This is a genomic window from Oscillospiraceae bacterium MB08-C2-2 (assembly GCA_035621215.1).
Lineage (GTDB): Bacteria > Bacillota > Clostridia > Oscillospirales > Ruminococcaceae > WRAV01.
Genome location: CP141729.1, coordinates 2922751 through 2940675, shown reverse-complemented (window position 1 = coordinate 2940675; position 17925 = coordinate 2922751). Strand labels below are relative to the sequence as shown.

20 protein-coding genes are annotated in these 17925 nt (G+C 53.4%); 6 read left to right on the top strand and 14 right to left on the bottom strand.

The features are described from left to right. Nucleotides 1-55: 55 nt before the first annotated feature. Both U6B65_13270 and U6B65_13265 read right to left on the bottom strand, forming a co-directional pair. On the bottom strand, nt 56-508 hold the full coding sequence (locus tag U6B65_13270) for a threonine/serine exporter family protein (protein WRS27283.1): 453 nt from the start codon (nt 506-508) through the stop codon (nt 56-58). Next, on the bottom strand, nt 505-1278 hold the full coding sequence (locus tag U6B65_13265; protein WRS27282.1) for a threonine/serine exporter family protein: 774 nt from the start codon (nt 1276-1278) through the stop codon (nt 505-507). The genes U6B65_13270 and U6B65_13265 overlap by 4 nt, the downstream gene beginning before the upstream one ends. 735 nt (nt 1279-2013) lie before the next feature. On the opposite strand from U6B65_13265, the gene U6B65_13260 reads away from it, so the two are divergent. Then, complete coding sequence (locus U6B65_13260) at nt 2014-2748, top strand: methyltransferase (protein ID WRS27281.1); 735 nt, start codon at nt 2014-2016, stop codon at nt 2746-2748. A gap of 19 nt (nt 2749-2767) precedes the next feature. Then, nucleotides 2768-3613, top strand: a complete 846-nt coding sequence (gene rsmI / locus U6B65_13255; protein WRS27280.1) for a 16S rRNA (cytidine(1402)-2'-O)-methyltransferase — start codon at nt 2768-2770, stop codon at nt 3611-3613. A 317-nt stretch (nt 3614-3930) separates the two neighbouring features. Here rsmI and U6B65_13250 read toward each other — a convergent pair whose 3' ends face one another. From U6B65_13250 to U6B65_13235, 4 genes are all read right to left on the bottom strand, one after another. After that, on the bottom strand, nt 3931-4944 hold the full coding sequence (locus U6B65_13250; GenBank protein ID WRS27279.1) for an inorganic phosphate transporter: 1014 nt from the start codon (nt 4942-4944) through the stop codon (nt 3931-3933). A 210-nt stretch (nt 4945-5154) separates the two neighbouring features. Further along, nucleotides 5155-5700 carry a hypothetical protein gene (locus tag U6B65_13245; protein WRS27278.1) on the bottom strand — a complete coding sequence of 182 codons (546 nt, stop codon included), beginning with the start codon at nt 5698-5700 and terminating at the stop codon, nt 5155-5157. Beyond that, the gene (locus U6B65_13240; protein WRS27277.1) at nt 5697-6842 is read right to left on the bottom strand and encodes a hypothetical protein; all 1146 of its coding nucleotides are present in this window, start codon (nt 6840-6842) and stop codon (nt 5697-5699) included. The genes U6B65_13245 and U6B65_13240 overlap by 4 nt, the downstream gene beginning before the upstream one ends. 65 nt (nt 6843-6907) lie before the next feature. Then, a complete protein-coding gene (locus tag U6B65_13235) occupies nt 6908-7159 on the bottom strand; it encodes a hypothetical protein (GenBank protein ID WRS27276.1) in 252 nt (83 codons plus the stop codon). Between the two features lie 193 nt (nt 7160-7352). Between U6B65_13235 and U6B65_13230 the strand changes: the two genes are divergently transcribed. Then, a complete protein-coding gene (locus tag U6B65_13230) occupies nt 7353-7835 on the top strand; it encodes a metallophosphoesterase (GenBank protein ID WRS27275.1) in 483 nt (160 codons plus the stop codon). After that, nucleotides 7832-8620: a biotin--[acetyl-CoA-carboxylase] ligase gene (locus U6B65_13225; protein WRS27274.1), complete on the top strand. Its 789-nt coding sequence runs from the start codon at nt 7832-7834 to the stop codon at nt 8618-8620. The genes U6B65_13230 and U6B65_13225 overlap by 4 nt, the downstream gene beginning before the upstream one ends. Before the next feature lie 106 nt (nt 8621-8726). On the opposite strand, the gene U6B65_13220 is transcribed toward U6B65_13225, so the two are convergent. From U6B65_13220 to U6B65_13195, 6 genes are all read right to left on the bottom strand, one after another. Continuing rightward, entirely contained in the window at nt 8727-9662 is a 936-nt protein-coding gene (locus U6B65_13220) for a stage 0 sporulation family protein (GenBank protein WRS27273.1), read from the bottom strand. A 188-nt stretch (nt 9663-9850) separates the two neighbouring features. Beyond that, on the bottom strand, nt 9851-10672 hold the full coding sequence (locus U6B65_13215; GenBank protein WRS27272.1) for an ATP-binding protein: 822 nt from the start codon (nt 10670-10672) through the stop codon (nt 9851-9853). 6 nt (nt 10673-10678) lie between these two features. Further along, on the bottom strand, nt 10679-11002 hold the full coding sequence (locus tag U6B65_13210) for a cyclic-di-AMP receptor (GenBank protein WRS27271.1): 324 nt from the start codon (nt 11000-11002) through the stop codon (nt 10679-10681). 42 nt (nt 11003-11044) lie between these two features. Next, nucleotides 11045-12376, bottom strand: a complete 1332-nt coding sequence (locus U6B65_13205; GenBank protein WRS27270.1) for an aminotransferase class I/II-fold pyridoxal phosphate-dependent enzyme — start codon at nt 12374-12376, stop codon at nt 11045-11047. Then, the gene (locus tag U6B65_13200) at nt 12373-13422 is read right to left on the bottom strand and encodes a peptidoglycan bridge formation glycyltransferase FemA/FemB family protein (GenBank protein ID WRS27269.1); all 1050 of its coding nucleotides are present in this window, start codon (nt 13420-13422) and stop codon (nt 12373-12375) included. The genes U6B65_13205 and U6B65_13200 overlap by 4 nt, the downstream gene beginning before the upstream one ends. Before the next feature lie 82 nt (nt 13423-13504). Then, entirely contained in the window at nt 13505-14314 is an 810-nt protein-coding gene (locus U6B65_13195; GenBank protein WRS27268.1) for a QueG-associated DUF1730 domain-containing protein, read from the bottom strand. 88 nt (nt 14315-14402) lie between these two features. On the opposite strand from U6B65_13195, the gene U6B65_13190 reads away from it, so the two are divergent. Then, nucleotides 14403-14624: a hypothetical protein gene (locus U6B65_13190; GenBank protein ID WRS27267.1), complete on the top strand. Its 222-nt coding sequence runs from the start codon at nt 14403-14405 to the stop codon at nt 14622-14624. A gap of 86 nt (nt 14625-14710) precedes the next feature. Next, entirely contained in the window at nt 14711-15550 is an 840-nt protein-coding gene (locus tag U6B65_13185) for a pyridoxamine kinase (GenBank protein ID WRS27266.1), read from the top strand. Nucleotides 15551-15849: 299 nt separating this feature from the next. Here U6B65_13185 and mutY read toward each other — a convergent pair whose 3' ends face one another. Both mutY and U6B65_13175 read right to left on the bottom strand, forming a co-directional pair. After that, a complete protein-coding gene (gene mutY / locus U6B65_13180; protein WRS27265.1) occupies nt 15850-16992 on the bottom strand; it encodes an A/G-specific adenine glycosylase in 1143 nt (380 codons plus the stop codon). A gap of 360 nt (nt 16993-17352) precedes the next feature. Continuing rightward, nucleotides 17353-17799 (bottom strand): Rrf2 family transcriptional regulator, encoded by a 447-nt coding sequence (locus tag U6B65_13175; GenBank protein WRS27264.1) that lies wholly within the window; start codon nt 17797-17799, stop codon nt 17353-17355. Nucleotides 17800-17925: the final 126 nt, after the last annotated feature.

Sequence of the window (17925 nt, the reverse complement as noted above, 5' to 3'; positions counted from 1 at the left end):
CACCCCCGGCAGGCTTTAAAGCCCCCGGGAGTGCCTTATTATATGAAACTACTCTTTAGCATGTGCCTTTTTTCTTTCGCTGACGGCGCAGCATAGTCCATGCCCGAACTAGGGAAGAAACCATTAGAACTCCAATAGCCAGCGCCCCCGCTATGGCAAAGGTATGCAGCCCTGTTTGGATAAACAGCTCTGTATCACCCATAACATAATACTCCATGGTGCGGTAGATGCCGCTGCCGGGTACAAGAGGCAGCAAGGCGATGGTCTGAAAGGTGGTAACCGGAACCAAAAAGACCCGCGCCATAATTTCGGAATAAAAAGAGAGGACAATGGTTGCAAAAAAGCTCTGCATCACATCGCTGCCCATAAAGGAAAGCAGAAGGTATACCATCCACCCCAAGCCTGCTCCCAATGAGGCTAAAATTAAAATTCGGCGGCTGCGGATGTTAAACACAAGGGCAAAGCACATACAGCCCACAAAGGCCCACAGGCACTGCATCCAATTCATGCGCCAATCCCTCCCATAAAAAGATGGGTCAGGCTCAGGGCCGCACCGGAGCCAAGCGCAATGGCGGCCGCCACCATCAGGCTTTCCGCAAGGCGCATCATGCCTGCCATCAGGTCACCCGCCATAATATCCCGCATAAAGCTGGTGATGGCAATACCGGGCACCAGTGTCATCAGCGCACCGATGATGATTTTATCCGCCACAAGGCCGGGAAACACCAGAGCCACTGTAAAAGCGATCAGAGAGGCCATAAAGCTGGCAACAATGTTGGTGAAGAATACGTTACCTTTCAGGCGCAGGCTGTGATACAAGATCAGCCGGATAACAACACCGCATACAGCCGAAATCATGGCATCAAAAACACTGCCGCCAAAAAACATCGTAAAGGCACTGGAGCCTAAAGCAAAGCACAGGCACTCCATGCCCAAGCTGTAGGAAGGCATTCGGGAAATGGCCTCAATCTCTTTGCGAATCTGGTCTAAATCCGGTTTATCCCGGCAGATGCGCCGGCAGAGATCGTTGGCACGCTCCACACGGTCCAGATGGGTTTTGCGGGTGTAAATGCGCCGCATGGTAGTGGCGCTTGCTCCCTCCGAGTTGGTGAGGGTTGCATGAATATAAGAGGGGATCACAAAAACATCCGCCTGATGCACCCCATAAGCGGCAAATATCCGCTGCATGGATTCTTCCACCCGGTAGATTTCTCCGCCATTCACCAGCAAAAGCTTGCCAATTTCCACCCCTATATTCAATAGCTCCTGATCGTTCATTGCTTTTATCCTTTTAAAATAACTTTCTTCCTGTATGAGTATATACCTATGTATCGGAAAAATACAAGGGGTTCATTCCGGCAAGTTGAAGGAACAGGCTATTTATTGTATAATATCTGCAAACGCAGATATTATACTGCTTTATGCGCAGGGCGATTCGCTCTAGATGCGCAATTATACCATAACGCTTCGCTTTTATGGCATAATACCTGCAAACCCAGATATTATACTGCTTGATGCGCAGGGCGATTCGCTCACTTCGTTCGCTGCCGCCCTATATGCGCAATTATACCATAACGCTTCGCTTTTATGGCATAATAACCGCATCCTCTGGCAAAATCCTGAATTGGGGGACAACCGTGACGGACACAACCAAGAGCCGAGCCTAAGATTTAAATGCAGCTGAATTTTGGATCTGGGGGGTACCAAGGGGGAGCGCCCCCTTGGCGATTCTTTGCATCCTTTCTCATCGTAGAGAAAGGATGTGCCAGCCGCACGGCATGAGTGCGGAAGTGAAAAATATTCTCTTTATTAAGCCATGGCATCAAATCTCATGGTTTAATAACCGCAAAGCGCTTATTATACGTTCCATTTTTATGCCCGGCCTACGGCCACGGGCAATTATACCATAACGCTTCGCTTTCATGGTATAATATCGGCAAAAGGCGATATTATACTGCTTGATGCTTGGATTGTCGGCTATTTGATTTTAACCAGCTATTAGGAGGCTCTCTTTTGGAAAACAACGAACATTGGGAGGATTTTGGCGCCGGTATCCGGCTGTTGGTTTCGCCGGAGCACACCTTCGGAACGGACAGCTTTCTTCTGGCCTCCTTTGCGGGGGTTCGGCGCAAAGATAAAGCCTGCGATCTGGGAACCGGCTGTGGGATTATTCCTTTTCTCTGGGCCCGGTCGGATAGTGCTCCCCAATCCGCCTTTGCGGTGGATATTCAGCCGCAGGCCATCGGCCAGCTGAGCCAATCGGTTACCCAAAGCGGATTGGAAGGCCGGGTTCTGCCCCTGCTTGCCGATTTGCGTGAGGGCCTCCCGGAAATTGAAGCGGGCAGTCTGGATATCATCACCTGCAACCCGCCCTATAAGGCAGTGGATACCGGCTTTCAGAATCAAGGTGAAAACCAGCGGCTGGCGCGTCACGAGGTCACCTGCACCATAGAGGATGTCTGCAAGGCGGCCGCCCGTCTGCTGCGCTTTGGCGGGCGGCTTTGCCTGTGCCAGCGCCCGGAGCGTCTGGTGGATGCACTGGAGGCTATGCGCCGCTGGAAGCTGGAGCCCAAGCGCTTGCAGCTTGTCCAAAAGCGGGGGGATACTGCTCCATGGCTCTTTTTGGTGGAGGGCAAGCGGGGGGCCAAGCCTTTTTTACAGATAGAAGCGCCCTTTGTCTGCTGGGAGGGGGACTCCCCTTCTCGTCAGCTTCAGGAGCTGTTTCCTTTTTATACAGCGAAAATTTAACCAAAAGGTGTTGAGGAATTTGTCCAAGCTTTATTTGGTGGGAACCCCCATCGGCAATTTGGGGGATATCTCCCCCCGTGCTCTGCAAACTCTGGAGACGGTGGATTTTATTGCCGCTGAGGATACCCGTGTCACCCTGAAGCTGCTGCGGCATTTTTCCATTGGGACGCCTATGGTCAGCTACTACGAGCACAACCAGCAGTATCGGGGGGAGCAGATTGTCGCCCGGATTTTAGCCGGAGAAAGCTGTGCCGTTGTAACAGATGCCGGTATGCCCTGTATCTCCGATCCCGGGGAAGGGCTGGTGGCGCAGTGCGCCGAAGCGGGCATTGAAACGGTGGTGGTTCCCGGGCCGTCGGCTGTGGTTTCCGCTCTGTGCCTTTCCGGAATTGCCACCGGGCGCTTTACCTTTGAAGGCTTTCTGACCGTGAACCGCAACGGGCGGCTGGCGCATCTGGAAGAGGTGCGAAACGATCCCCGCACCCTCATTTTTTATGAGGCCCCTCACAAGCTGCTCCGCACCTTAGAGGATATGCTGGCGGTTTGGGGTGATCGCCCACTGGCCCTCTGCCGGGAACTGACCAAGCTCCACGAGGAGGTCATCCGCACCACACTGGCCGAGGCCGTAGCCCTCTATACCAGCCAAAGCCCCCGAGGCGAATACGTTCTGGTGGTGGAGGGTGCCCCGCCCAAGGAGGAAACACCCCTCTCCTTTGAGGAGGCAGTGGCTATGGTCTGCTCACTGCAAAAGGGCGGACTTCCCACCAGTCAGGCGGCTAAGGAGATTGCCAAGGAAACAGGCTATAAAAAGGGCGACCTTTATAAGGCGGCCTTGGAGCAGTTTGCCGCCTCTTCCGATGAATAATGTCCACTGAACAAATCCTCTTTGCAAAGCGCATTTGCAAACAGGGCAATTTTTGCTCTGTTTGACGGCAAAACAGGCTTGTTTTGCCGTTTCAGCACCATTGATTGGCTGCCTGAAAGGATTTGCAGGCACACGCCACAAATCCTTTGTGCAAGGTTTTTTCCCTATTCGGCCAAAAACCTTGCACCTAAACAATTCAAAAACGCCGTCAAAGTATTGCTATTGTTACGTTTTCGAATTGTTTAGCAGGCATTAAATAAAGTTTCTCTCCCTCTGAGCGGCTTCATCCGCTTGGGGGGATTTTTTCTCTATACAGTCTATGCCCCTAAAAGTACAAGCATCAGCCGGGTGACCCAAAAGCCCAGCAGGCCGCATACAGGAAAGGTAATAGCCCAAGCCAGCAGCATACCACCTGCCACGCTTTTATCCAACCGCCCGCCACCAGCCCTTCCGGCACCCATAATGGCGGCGGTTTTGATGTGGGTGGTGCTGACCGGAATCCCCAGCAGGCTGGCCGCCAAAAGCCCCAGCCCCGCACCCAGATCGGAGCAGATTCCCTGCACCGGGGTGAGGGAAACCATCTTTTCCCCCACTGCCCAAACAATGCGTTCTCCCCCTACCAGCGTTCCCAGCGCCATAGTCAGCCCCACCAGCAAAAGCAGCGGCCAGTGATCTAAGGGGTGTACCGGCCCCCCGGGGGAAAGATGCTTTGCAAGAGCATCCCCCACTACCAGAATAGCCAGAAATTTTTGGCCGTCCTGCGCCCCGTGAAGAAAAGCGGTTACCATGGTGGAGGCAATCTGTGCCTTTGCTACCGTTTTTTTCCGCCAGCCTGCAAATAAAAAGCCCAGTCCCTTAAAAGCAAGCCATCCCAACAGGGCACCCAGCAGCAGTGACCAAATCAGCCCTGTCAGAACCTTTCCCCAAGCCACTCTATTGATGCCTTGGGTGCCCCGCAGAGCCAGCACAGCCCCGGTAATGCCCGCAATCAAGGCATGGCTTTCGCTGGTGGGGATAGAAAAAAGCCATGCCCCCACAGCAAAAAGCACAATGCTTATCATGGCGGCACAAAGAGCGATCAAAGAGGCCTCCCGCTGGGTGTCACCGAAATCGATGAGCTGGGTAATGGTTGTGGTTACAGAGGAATTGAAAAGCCCCATAACCAGCAGGCCCAAGCAGTTAAACACCGCACACAGCCCCGCCGCCCTCCGAAAGGAAATTGCACCGGTTGTAACGGCAGTGGCCATCGCATTGGGCGCATCGGTCCAGCCGTTGACAAACACCGCTCCCATCACCAGCACCAGCACAATTCCTCTGATCAGAAACCCCATTGTATACCCTCCCGCATAAGACTGTCAGCAAGTGCCTTTAATACAGCCGCTTTTTACAAAGGCCGATTACTATATAGTAATGCTGTCCTAAAAGAAAAAAGACTTATTCCAATAAAATGAAATTCCACTTTCTGTAGAACAGCAAAAAAGAAAAGACCGCTAAGCGGCCTTTTCAGGATAGAACGACAGGAAATATGTCCATACTAAGCTTTAGAACAGCAGATATCCTAAAGCGAGAATGAGAGTATAATCGGCTTTCTGGTTGAGCAGAATCAGCATCAGCCCCAAAATGGTCAAGCGGTCGTCATCAATGCCAATGGAATCCAAAAGGCCCTGAATCAGTGTTTTTTCCGCCTTTGGGGCGGCTGCCTCGGCTTGAGGCGGGCTTTGCTCCCGCGTATTGGCTTCATTTTGTGAACCCGGCTGTTCTTGCCCGGTCTTTGGCCTTGATTGATTGGGCGCTGTGGAATTGGGCTGGCTCCCTCTGCCGGACTGCTGAGAGGTGTTTTGCCCGGGTGAATTCCCGGCGCTCATGTTTGGTGCCATGCGGCGCTGGGTATTGGGCCCCGGGTTCCAGTTGCGCATGGTATTCCGGTTGGAACCGCTCGATTGATTGCCGCTGCGTGAGTTGGCCTCGTTGACAGTCTGCTGAGCACGCTGGTGCATTTCTCGAACCCTTGCCTCAGCCTCCTGCTGCATGCGCATCATATCTCGTTCGCTGTAACCGCTGTAATTCTTGCGCCCTGTCTCGTTCATCGCCTCTCACCACCAAACGGATTGAATTTCCCCAATAGGTTGGTCAAAACATTTCCGCCGCCTCCGAAAAGGCCGCCCAGCAATCCGCCGGAGCCATCACCAAACAGGCCACCGGAGCCATCACCAAACAAACCGGATTCCTTAATCAATGGGTAAAACTGGAGAAGCTGGAGAACACGAACTGCATCATCCACCTTTTTGGCACGCTCGGTCTTTAAATGGGGCTTGAGCGCCCGCATAAATTCCACATTCTGGTTCCCGGCTGTAAAAGCGGACATGGCCTTCTGAATCATCATCAGCATGTTGAGATCCAGCCCGCCTCCTCCCGAACCACTGCTCTGACCGTTGGAAGGGCTGCTCTGGTTGAGCAGGCCGGTCAATGCACTGAGATCCAACCCGCCGCCTGAAGCAGGTGCCTGGGAATTCCCCCCACCTTGGCCGCCGCCCAGCATCGAGGCAAGGCCTGCAAGATTGGGGGTTCCACCGCCCTGCCCGCCGCCGCTAAGCATGGAGGCAAGGCCGGAAAGATCGGGGGCTGCACCACCTTGCCCACTGCCACCCAGCATAGAGGCAAGGCCGGAGAGATTGGGCGTTCCGCCCCCTTGATTGCCGCCGCCAAGCATCGAGGCAAGGCCCGAAAGATCGGGGGTTCCACCGCCCTGCCCGCCGCCGCTAAGCATGGAGGCAAGACCAGAGAGATCAGGGGTTCCTTTGTTCTGTGAGGCGCCCGGTTGTCCACCGGCAAGCTGAGCCAAAAGCCCCGACAGATCCGGGGCGTTGTTATTGGCTGGTGCAGGAGGGAGAGCCGGGGCCCGCTGGTTGTTGCCTCCCAGCATCGAGGCTAAAAGAGAAAGCCCGGAGGCAGAATTTTGGGTCGCTTGATTGTTCAGCGAAGCAGTCAGCTTGGAAACATCAAAGCCGGTGCCGGTGGAGTTTCCGCCTCCCCCCAACATAGAGAGAAGGCCGGATAAATCCGGGGTCTGCGCCTTTGGCGGCTGTGCCGGAGGCGGAGGTGAATTGTTTGTGCTCTCACCGCCGGAGGCTGTGTTTCCAAGCCCTAAAGACGCTGCCATGGCTTGGAGCTGGGCAACGCTTTGAGGATCGGATAAAATGCTGCCGAGGGCAGCGGAAAGATCATCCATTGGCCTTTTCCTTTCACGGTGAGTTTAGGTGTTGCGTCATGTATCTTAACCCAATTGAATATGCCTTATTGCCCTAAAAGCTTTTTGAGCATATTTTGCACCTGTGGGTTTTGGAGCATAGCCTCAGCGGCCTTGGGGTTGCTCAGCATCTTACTGAGCTGGCTGCCCGCCGCTGGATTCATATTTTTAGTCAGACTATCCAACTGGCCGGATTCGATCTGTTGTTTAAGCTTCTCTGGGTCAGTTCCCAGCTGTTTGCTGGCCATGTTGATGAGGGCGTTCATCTTGTCGGGGGATAATCCCATATTGTTGTTCAAAAGAAGCACCACCTATTCCATTTAATTAATTTTTATGATAAAGTAAGAATCAATATGCCGGTCAAGGGCCTGTTCATCCCATTTTGCTGGGATTTTCACAACACTCTTAAAGCTGCCGGCATCCCAGAACACGGGGAGCTGGTATTTTTTCGGCTCCTGTGGAATTAAGGGACAAGTAAAGGAATGTATAATCATGCGTTTAGCTGTTTTTTCGGATAGTCATGGGCGAGTTTCCGCTTTGCGGGAGGCTTTTTTTCAACAGCCTCTGGCAGATGGCTATATTTTTTTGGGGGACGGCGATGGGGATTGGGCTGAGATTACCGCCTCGGCTAAAACGGATAAGCGTCTTGTTCAGGTGCGGGGAAACTGCGATTGGAACCCGGAGCTGAAAGGAACGGTGTATCTCAACTGGGGCTCGGTGCGCATTCTCTGCACCCATGGTCACCTGTATCATGTGAAAGATTCTACCTACGATTTGGTGGCCGCCGCCAGAGAAAACAATTGCCAGATCGCCCTGTTCGGCCACACACACCAGTCGCTCTCCACCTATGAAAATGGAATTTATCTGCTTAACCCCGGCAGTGTCAGCCGCCCCCGTGAGGGAGATTGGCCCTCCTATGGGATTGTGGACATCACAGATCAAGGGATTTTCTGCAACGTGGTAAAGCTTCTGTGAGCGGGGCAGTTAAGGGGCTGAGCGGCCTGAAAACCCGGGAGCTGGGCCGCTGTCACATCCACTTGGAAACGGTGGATTCCACCAACGATTATCTCAAGCGCAGGGCTGGGGAGCTTTGCCACGGTGCCAGTGCTACCGCCTCGCTGCAAACAGCGGGCAAGGGTCGGCTGGGTCGGCAATGGCTGGAACTGCCGGATAAAGCCTTGGCCTTATCGGTGCTGCTGGCTGGGTATACTCCCGCTCAACTGGGCCAGCTCCCGCTGTTGGTGGGGCTTGCCGTATCCCAAGGGCTGGAAGGTCTGACCGGTCTGCAAATCGGCCTGAAGTGGAGCAACGATTGCATCCTTGCCGAAAAAAAGCTGTGCGGCATTCTGTGCGAAAGCCGCATACTAGGGAATCAGGTCTGGACTGTGGTGGGGATCGGCGTCAATACACAGCAAACAGCAGAGCAGCTGTGCGGCCTTAATCTAGAATATGCAACTTCGCTGTTTCTGGCTACACAAAAATATTGGGATATTGCTCAAATTGGGGGAGAAATTCTCAATAAGCTGGAAGAAATATTGGATATCTACGCTTTAAGCGGATTTTCTGCTTTAAAGACAGCCTATTCGGAACGGTGTGTCACACTGGGCAAAAAGGTCCGTATTGTGGACGCTGACCGGGAAACCCTTGGGGAAGCACTGGGCATTGCAGAGGATGGCGGGCTGATCTGCCGGGTTGACGGGCAGGAAAAAATTATCCGAAGCGGAGAGGCCTCTGTCCGCGGCCTGTATGGATATACCTGATAAAACAAAAAGAACGCCCGGGAAAGCTTTGAGTAAGCGATCCGGGCGTTCTTTACTATAAATATTTTGTAAATTGCCAAGCAGGCGCGAAAAATTTTAAGTGGTTTTATTCATCCGCAAGAGCTGAAAGCTCTTCTTCTGTCATTTCGTCTCCTGAGGCAAATGCTTTGTTCTCATTGTTTTTATCTTTGCCACCTGCGGGTCTGGATTTCCCGCCTTTGCTGCGGGAACCATCCTTAATCACCTTGATGGTATCCTTATGGAAAGGGCTGCTTCCCCCGGAGGTGCTTTTATCCAGGCGAATTTTGAGCATACCGGTCAAAAGGCTCACTTCGGTGACAACACCCGGGCCTTCCGGCGTGGTGACCTGCGCGCCCACACGAGGGGTTGTCCGCAGTAAATCCTCATAGGCATTCTGCTCGTATTTCAGGCAGCACATCAGCCGCCCGCAGGTGCCGGAAATCTTGGTAGGGTTGAGGGAAAGCCCCTGTTCCTTAGGCATCTTGATGGATACCGGCTGGAACTCACCCAAAAAGGTAGCACAGCAGAAGGGTCTGCCGCAGATGCCCAGCCCACCCAAAATCTTGGCCTCATCCCGGACACCAATCTGGCGCAGCTCAATGCGGGTGCGGAGCACCGCCGCCAAATCCTTGACCAAATTGCGGAAATCCACCCGGCCTTCGGCCGTGAAATAAAACAGCACCTTGTTGTTATCAAAGGTGTATTCCACCGAAATGAGCTTCATTTCCAGCTTATGCTTGCGGATTTTCTCGTTGCAGACTGCAAGGGCAAAGACTTCCTTTTCCCGGTTGGCCTCCAGCTGGAGCAAATCCTCCTGATTGGCCTTGCGCAGCACCCGTTTCAGGGGCTGAACCACCTTATCATCCTCAACCTCCCGGTTGGAAAGCACAACATCACCGCATTCCACGCCCCGGGCGGTTTCCACAATGACACGGTCTCCCTTGGTCACTTCCAGTTCCACAGGATCAAAATAGTATATCTTGCCTACACTTTTAAAGCGTACGCCTATAATTTGTGCCATAACGGCCTCCTGTTCTTTTAGAATCTATTTGGCATCTTTTTGTGCCTTGTTATAAGAGCAAAGTTTGCCGAATTTTCGGGGCGGAGGACACCGCCGGGCTGACGCCCGGCAAGGACGACAATCCTAAAAGGCGGTAAACTTTGCCGAAATCACAGGTGCAATAAAGATCCTAAATAGGTTCTTAAGGGTCAGCTTGCTCCCCGCTCCAATACCTGACGTATCCGGCCGGGAAGCGCTGTGGTTAACAGCAGCATGTTGCCTCCTCGGGCCGCTGTGTATTCCATTTCTTCTATTATAGCAACGATGCGGGCGCTCTGCAAGCGGGTCAGGCGGCGGGCAAGTTCCGGCTGATCCTGCAAACGCCCCAGCAAAAGACTCTCTGCCGCCCGGCGAAGGCCACCGCAAAAGGAGCCAAAACCCTCCCGATCCCGCTCATAGGGCACAAGCTGCGCCAATGCTGTGTATTCACTGCCGATGCAGGCCTCCCGAAGAAAGCTAGCCGCCTGCTCCAGCCCCTCCTGTGAGGAAATATCTTCCTCAAGCGAGAGAACGGTAACCCGGGATAAAATGGTGGTCAGAAGCCTTGCCTTGTTATCACAGGTCAGCACAAACACCACCCCAGATGGGGGCTCCTCCAGAATTTTCAGCAGGGCATTCTGGGCCTGTATGGTCATGTTCTGGGCTTCCTCCAGAATAAAAACCTTGCCCCGGGCTTCATTGGGCATGACAAAAGCCTGTGTGCGGATTTCCCGCACCTGCTCCACCGGGAAGCTGCCGCTCCCGCCATAAACCAGAATATCCGGGTGAACGCCCTTTTCCGCCTTATGGCAATGAGAGCACTGGCCACAGGGCTTAGGCTCCCCTTCACACAGAGCCGCCTGCGCAAGCCGGCGGGCAAGTTGCTCACGCCCCGGGCCTTCCGCCAAAACAGCATGAAACAAACGCCCACCCCGCATCAGAACGGTGAGCGTCTGCTGAATTTTTTCAGTTGTTGCGGATTCATTGCGCATCCTTTTTTACAACTTCACAAATTGTTCGATATCCAATACAAAAACCGTAGCGCCGCCAACCGTTACTTCCACCGGCATAGAAGCAAAAGAGCCTACGCCATAAGAAGCAGAGGAGGAAACCACCTTGGTGCGGGTCTTGCAGTTTTCACCGATGACGGAAATCAAGTGCTCCACCCGGTCGTCATCCGTTCCAATGAGAAAGGTGGTATTCCCAGCCATCAGGAAGCCGCCGGTGGTGGCTAGCTTGGTGACTGAATAATTCTCCTTGGTCAGCTCTTTGGAAACCTTGTTGGTATCATCCCGGGATACAATGGCCAAAACCAGCTTCATATCGACAACTCCTTTCAGGGGTTAAAAAATAATTGTATTATGTTATTGTAACACATTCACGTGCAGTAATCCAGCACTTTTTAGACAATATAGAGCAAACTCATCCAGAATTTCTCCCGCCACAGCCAAAGGCACCCCCGGCGGGCAGGGGGCATAGAGCTCCCCGGCCACTCTGCCCAGTGCCGCATCCACCGGAATGCTCTCCTTGGGGGCAAAGACTGCCTCCCGCAGTGAGCAGGCCCGCTGAGGCAGCGTGGGCGGGGGCGCAAAGGTTAGGGAGGGTGCAGGGCTTACCACATCCAGCATACGGTAAAGGCGGCCCCAATCCCGCAGAGGGCTTTGGGGTGCAGGGAGAAGCACCGCCATGTTGTGGCTGAGATATTCCGGTTCAATTTTGTATTCCCTTAGATGGCGGGAAAAAGCCTCCCGGGTCATACCGACTTCCCCAAAGCCTATCGTCAGGCGAGTGGGGTCGCATGGCTCATCGGGGATAAAAAAGCCCCTCGCCCGGGCCAGCCGCTGCAAGGATGCAGTTCGCTGAACCAGCGCCGCAAAATCCCCAGCCGCTTTTTGCTCCAGATAAGGGAGAGCTGCATCCATGGAAAGCATAATCAGATAGCTGGGGCTGGTGGAGCCAAACAAAGCCATCGCCGCCTTGGCTCCCGCCACAAACCGGGGATTGCCAATATGCAATAATGCGCCGCCCGTTAAAACCGGCAACGTTTTGTGCAGAGAATCACAGCAAAGATCGGCCCCCTGGGCAATGGGGTGAAGATTCCTTTTCACAAACGGCAGATGTGCGCCATGAGCATTATCCACCAATAGAAAAACACCCTTACTGTGGCAAAGAGCGGCCAGCGTCGGGATATCGCTGAGAATACCAAAGTAGCTGGGGCTGGTGATGTAAACGGCCTTAGCATCCGGGTTTTCTGCCAGAGCGGCTGCTACAGCCGCAGGCTCCACTGCACCCAGAAAAGAATATGCCTCATCGTAACGGGGGCTGACCCATACCGGCTGGATATCCAGCAGAGCCATAGCACTAACCGCCGCAATGTGAGCATTCCGAGCAGCAATTACTTTACCCCCGGCACCAACGGCCAAGGCCAGCATAGCCTGAATGCACAGGGTGGAACCACCTGCACTGAGCAGACTGGCGGCTGTACCGTAAAGGGCTGAAAAGCGCTTTTCAGTCTCGGCAATGGCACCGCTTGCCTGATAGAGGCTGTCGGTTCCCTCCACCTCGGTTACGTCATACCGGAAGGTCTCCCCAAAGGGATAAAGAGGCAATCCCTTATGCCCCGGCATATGCAGGCGGGAAAAATCCTTGGCTAGATACTCTTCCAGAGCCTCCCGCAGGGGAGTGTTCCCACTCACTTGGAAAGCTTGCGGCGCAGCCCCCGCAAGGTCTCGTTCAGGTCAATGGCCTTATCCACCAGCTTGGCCATGGTGGGGCGGTAGAAGTAGTCGAATTCCCCAGCCAGCGCATCCAATGTGCCGTTAAAGCCCTTTTTAAAGCGGTAAAGGCCGTAAAGGTGATCTTCCTCAGTGAGATTCCCAGAAACCCCCTGAAAATCATATACCGAACAGCCGGTCTGGATGGCCCAGCGAATCATTTCCCACTGAATCAGATAATTGGGCATCACATTCCGATGAGCGTTATCCGATGCGCCGTAAATATAGCAGGTCTTGCCACCATAATTGCTGGTGATGGCTCCCGAAACCGGCTGGCCCTCATAAAAAGCCATATACAGCCGCACATTCTTGCCCAAGGCATCCAGCATCTTTTCAAAATAGGAACGAGGGCGCACAGTAAAGCCATCCCGCTCACCGGTGGTCTGCATCAGGCGAACAAAATCATCCAGATATTCCTTGCCTACGGGTTTGGCTGTCACCTTATGCTTCATAGCCACCCGGATGTTATAGCGTGTTTTTTGGGTCAGAGCCGCAAAGACCTCATCCTCACTGCGTCCATCTAAATAAAGGCGATAGTTAAAACGTGCCTGAATGGTCTCAAAGCCGCCCTCCCCCAGAAACTGGGTAAAGCCCATGCCGGTAACCAGCGAGAAAAAGCGCTCGTCCGATTCCAGAATGTCCGGATCCATTTTAAAACTATAGGCTCTATGCTTTTTAGCCAACAGGTCAAAGCCCTTTTTTAGATCGGCAAGAACCTCTTTGTCATAAGGATCGCAGACCGGGCCTCTGGGGCAATAAAGCAGAGCGGTAGGCGGAAAAGATACCTTGCGGATCAGCACCGAAGCACCGCCTATAATTTTACCCTGTGCATCCCGTGAGACCACCACGGCGTTATCCCAATTGGATTTAACTTTATGCCATTTGGTGGATTGGGTGATTTCACTGCGGGGATGATGACTGACAAATTCCTCGTATTCCTGATACTGCCTTGGGTTTAGTATCTCCAAAATATGTCACTCCTGTTAAGTAGTATGCACCTGCTGTAATCATTCGTTATCCCGCCCAAGCACAAGCTATGGGCAGGTATATTTATCCATTTTTATCCGCTATAAGCTTGGCATTGCGCCGCAGAACCGATTCGCCCCGCCAGTTATAAGCTTTCTGTTCCACAAGCCGGGGGAGGTTTTCTTCGGTGAGAACCGGCTGAATGTTCTCCCGAAAGCCCTGTAAGGGGGTCAATAGGGGGGAAGCATTGTGGGGGCAGGCATCCTGGCAACGGTCACAACCCCAGATAAAGCCGCCCGCCGCCACCTGCTCCTGCTCCCACGGGGTCAGCTCCCCTTTTTTCTGGGTAATGTGGGAAAGGCACCGCTCTTTCTCAAAGCCCTCGGCACGCAGTGCCCCGGTGGGGCAGGCCGCAAAGCACTTCCCGCAGTTTAAGCAACTCCCCTGCAAGGGACTTCCCGGCTCAAGGGCGAGGGTTGTGACCACACAGCCAATAAAGGTGTAGGAGCCATACCGCTGGTTGATGAGCTGGCCGTTGCGCCCGATTACCCCAAGCCCCGCCAGCCATGCGGCGGACACCTCGGGAATGGGGGAATTATCTACAAACCATACCCATTGCTCCTGGGGGAAAATATGGCCAAGCCCTTCGGTCACCTGTGTAAGCAGCTGACCAGTCAGGTGATGGTAATCATCGGCCAGCACATAACGGGAAACATTGCGCTGGGGGAATTCCCCCACATAGTAAGGGAAAAGGAACACCAGAACGGTGGCGGCATTTTGAGGCAGGCGGCTTTTGGCCCGGCAGTTGAGCAAAACCGGGAGGCTCTCAAAGGAACAGACACCCCACTGATCCAGCCCGAAGCCTGCCAGCAGGTCATCAATCCGCTCCTTCATAAATGCCCTTCCCACCTCATGTGTTTTTTGTTCACTATATTACGTAGTTATATTTAGTGTATCAAAGTTTTGGGGGATTTACAAGGGCATGGCCCATTGCAGGCAGGCGGCAAAGGTTATTTCGGCTCGTATCCCCCAAATCAGTAAAAAGCTGTGGTCACAGAGCAAAACAGCCACCCGGCCTATTCAAATTGACGAAGGGCTTCATTTGCAGGCACTTTCCCGCCTGCTCCTTTACAGCGATACTGCCCAGCACACCGCCTCTGCTCCCTTTAATAATGACACAAACTGCACAAGGGTATGCCTCTAAAGTGCCTGAAAGCAAAATTTGTTTTTTCCGCTCTGGGCGGTATATACTATTTTTACAGGTACCTCTGGAAAAAGGAGTTGACTACCATGCAAAAGCGTATTGCGGCGATTCATGATATTTCCTGCTTCGGCCGGTGTTCTCTGACTGTGGCTTTGCCTATACTTTCCGCAGCAGGCATTGAAGCCAGCGTGATTCCCACCGCTATTTTATCCACTCATACAGGGGGATTTTCCGGCTATACCTACCGGGATCTCACCGAGGATATTCTCCCTATAGCCCAGCATTGGCAATCTCTTGGGCTCACCTTTGATGCCCTCTATACCGGCTATCTCGGCTCTTTTGAGCAGCTTGAACTTGTCTCCCGGCTGTTTGACACTTTTGGAACCGGAGGCAATCTTTTGTTTGTAGACCCGGTCATGGCGGATAACGGCAAGCTGTATGCCTCCTTTGCGCCGGAATTCCCACAGGGTATGGCCCGGCTCTGCGCCAAAGCGGATGTGATTGTGCCCAATCTTACCGAAGCCGCTCTGCTCCTTGGCCGTGAATACACCCCCGGCCCCTATACCAAAGCGTATATTGAAAAGCTTTTGAAGGAGCTGGCGGAGCTTGGCCCCGGCAAGGTATTCCTCACCGGTGTGTATTTTGATGAGGAGCAGGTGGGAACCGCCGCTTTTGATAAGGCTACCGGTGAAATCGCTTATGCCATGGCAGGCCAGATTCCCGGCTATTATCACGGTACCGGAGATGTTTTCGGCAGTGCCCTTCTGGCCGCTCTCATGGCCGGAAAACCGCTGCAAGCCGCCGGGCAGATTGCCGTTGATTTTACCGTTGCCGCCATTGAGCGCACTTACGCCGCCAAGACAGATGACCGCTGCGGCGTTAACTTTGAGGCAGGCTTGGGCGAGCTTTCCCGCCAGCTTGTGTAAATGGGCTGAATCTATTCTGACAGAATAACCCCGGCACAGAATTGTGCCGGGGTTTAGCTTATCAAAAAGGTCCCCCGGGACTTTTTTGAGGGAAGCTTGGTGGGAATCGCCCGCTTATTCTTTCTTTTCCCTTGCAAACGAAAGGACCAAAGAAAACAGCCTTTCTATCAGGGAATTCCACTTACTGCAGCAAGCGGCCATAGGCTTTGCCTTTGAAAACCACAAACCTTTGAAAAGGGTTGACTCAAACTTCAACCACCTTCTTCGATAATCTGTGCCGGGGCTATTGTTGTGCTGCCTTACAGGCGTTCTTCCAGCGCCTCTTCCACTGCCTGCCGATAGGCGGCAAAAGCACTGGGCAGGGTGTAGTTTTCCGCCAGCTCCCGGGAATCGGCCCACACGGTTTGGAGTGGTTCCTCTGTGAAAAGGCCGGGTGGAACCTCCCACGGCTCCTCCGGCTCAAGGAGCCAACCAGTCATATGCCACTCCACATGGCTGAATACATGCTTTGCCTGCCCTATGAGCTGGGGTGCAGAAACAGCAAGCCCCCACTCCCCGATTTTTTGCTCCACCTGCCCGCTATCCAGCGGTTCTTCAAAGCCGGGCAGCTCCCAAAGCCCTGCCAGCAATCCTTTGTCCGGCCTCTTTTGCAGGAGAATACGCCCCTTGCAGACCACCGCTAACACCGTTCTGGCAACCTGCTTTCTCGGCTTCTTTTCCGGCTTTACCGGCAAGGAAGGGGCTGTGCCATTGGCATAACCCTGGCAAAAAGCGGATGCCGGGCAGGCAAGGCATTTCGGAGCCTTGGGCAGGCATATCCCAGCCCCCAAATCCATAATGGCTTGGTTGAAATCCCCCGGCCGATCGTGTGGGATCACGCGGGTAATCCATTCTCCCACGGCCTTTTTCACGGCAGGCAATGAGCTATCGGCTGTGTTATCCAGCAATCGAAGCACTACCCGCAAAACATTGCCATCCACTGCGGGAACAGGCTTATCAAAAGCAATGGAGGCAATGGCTCCCGCTGTATAAGTGCCGATTCCCGGCAGGGCCTCAAGCGCCTGAAAATCCCCCGGCAGCTCTCCCCCATGCTGCTCCATGACCATACGGGCTGCTTTCTGGAGATTACGGGCCCGGCTGTAATACCCCAGCCCCTCCCACAGCTTTAAAAGCTGTTCTTCAGGAATCGCCGCCAACGCCGCAACATCCGGCAGCTCCCGGACAAAACGGATAAAGTAAGGTAGGCCTGCCTCCACCCGGGTTTGCTGGAGCATAATCTCCGAAATCCAAACCCAATAGGGCTGGGGATCGCTCCGCCAAGGAAGCACCCGGGCATTCTTATCGTACCAGTTCAGCAAAGGTTCCGGGAATGCTTGCAGCACCTCCTTTTCCTGCGGGGAGAGCGCATAGGGAGCTTCCGATATTTTCTGGGATTGCTTCAAAGGGTTTTCCTCCATTTTCAGTTGAGGCTCAAACAGCACAATGCTCTCTAAGAAAGCCTCCCGGTTCCCCAAAAAGGGAAACGGGAGGCTTAGGGGTTATTTAAGGCCACAGGGTGCTGCCTACTGAGAGTGTAAACAAAAGTCCATATCTCTATGGAGGGCATCCAATGCCCCCATATTCCCCCCGGATTGCGCCGCTCCGGCGCAAAAAGTGGGATTCCTGCGTCGAAATTAATTCGACTGCGGAAGAATTACGCATCAAAACCATAAAATTTTCAAGCTAAGGCAGTTATGTCTACAGCCTGCGCAGATCGCTGCCTGCTTTTGCCTATCTGTGGGATATACTTGGGGGATACGGGGTCAGGCCAAATAGCCCAGCTCGAACGGTTCCTCTCTGGCTTCATCCTCAATCAGGCTGGAAAGCTGGATGTTATCCACCACATCTTCCACAGCATTTTTGATATCACGCCATACCTGCTCGGTGGAGCAAAGGCCCATCCGCTCGCAAATCCAGCCTTTTTGGGCATCGGTGCATTTAACCGGATCAAGGCCTCCCTCAGTTGCACGCAGAATGGCACCCACCGAAATAGTTTCTGGCGGAGCTGCCAACCGGTAACCCCCTTGGGCACCTCGTTGGCTTTGAACCAATCCAGCCTTATGGAGCATGCTGATGATCTGCTCAATGTATTTTTCGGAAATTTCCTGATTTCTGCCAATCTGGCGAACCGTTACCAGATTCTTCTGGTAAGCCAAAGTCAATTCCAGCATAATACGCAAACCATACCGGCCCTTTGTCGAAATTTTCACCAAAATCTCCTCCAATCTCCTATCCATTCCTATTTCATATTGTACCATATGAAATTAAGCATGTAAATGAGTAGGAGTCGCAATTTATGGAGAGAAAAATTGGCAGATTTCAGTAAACATTGCCCA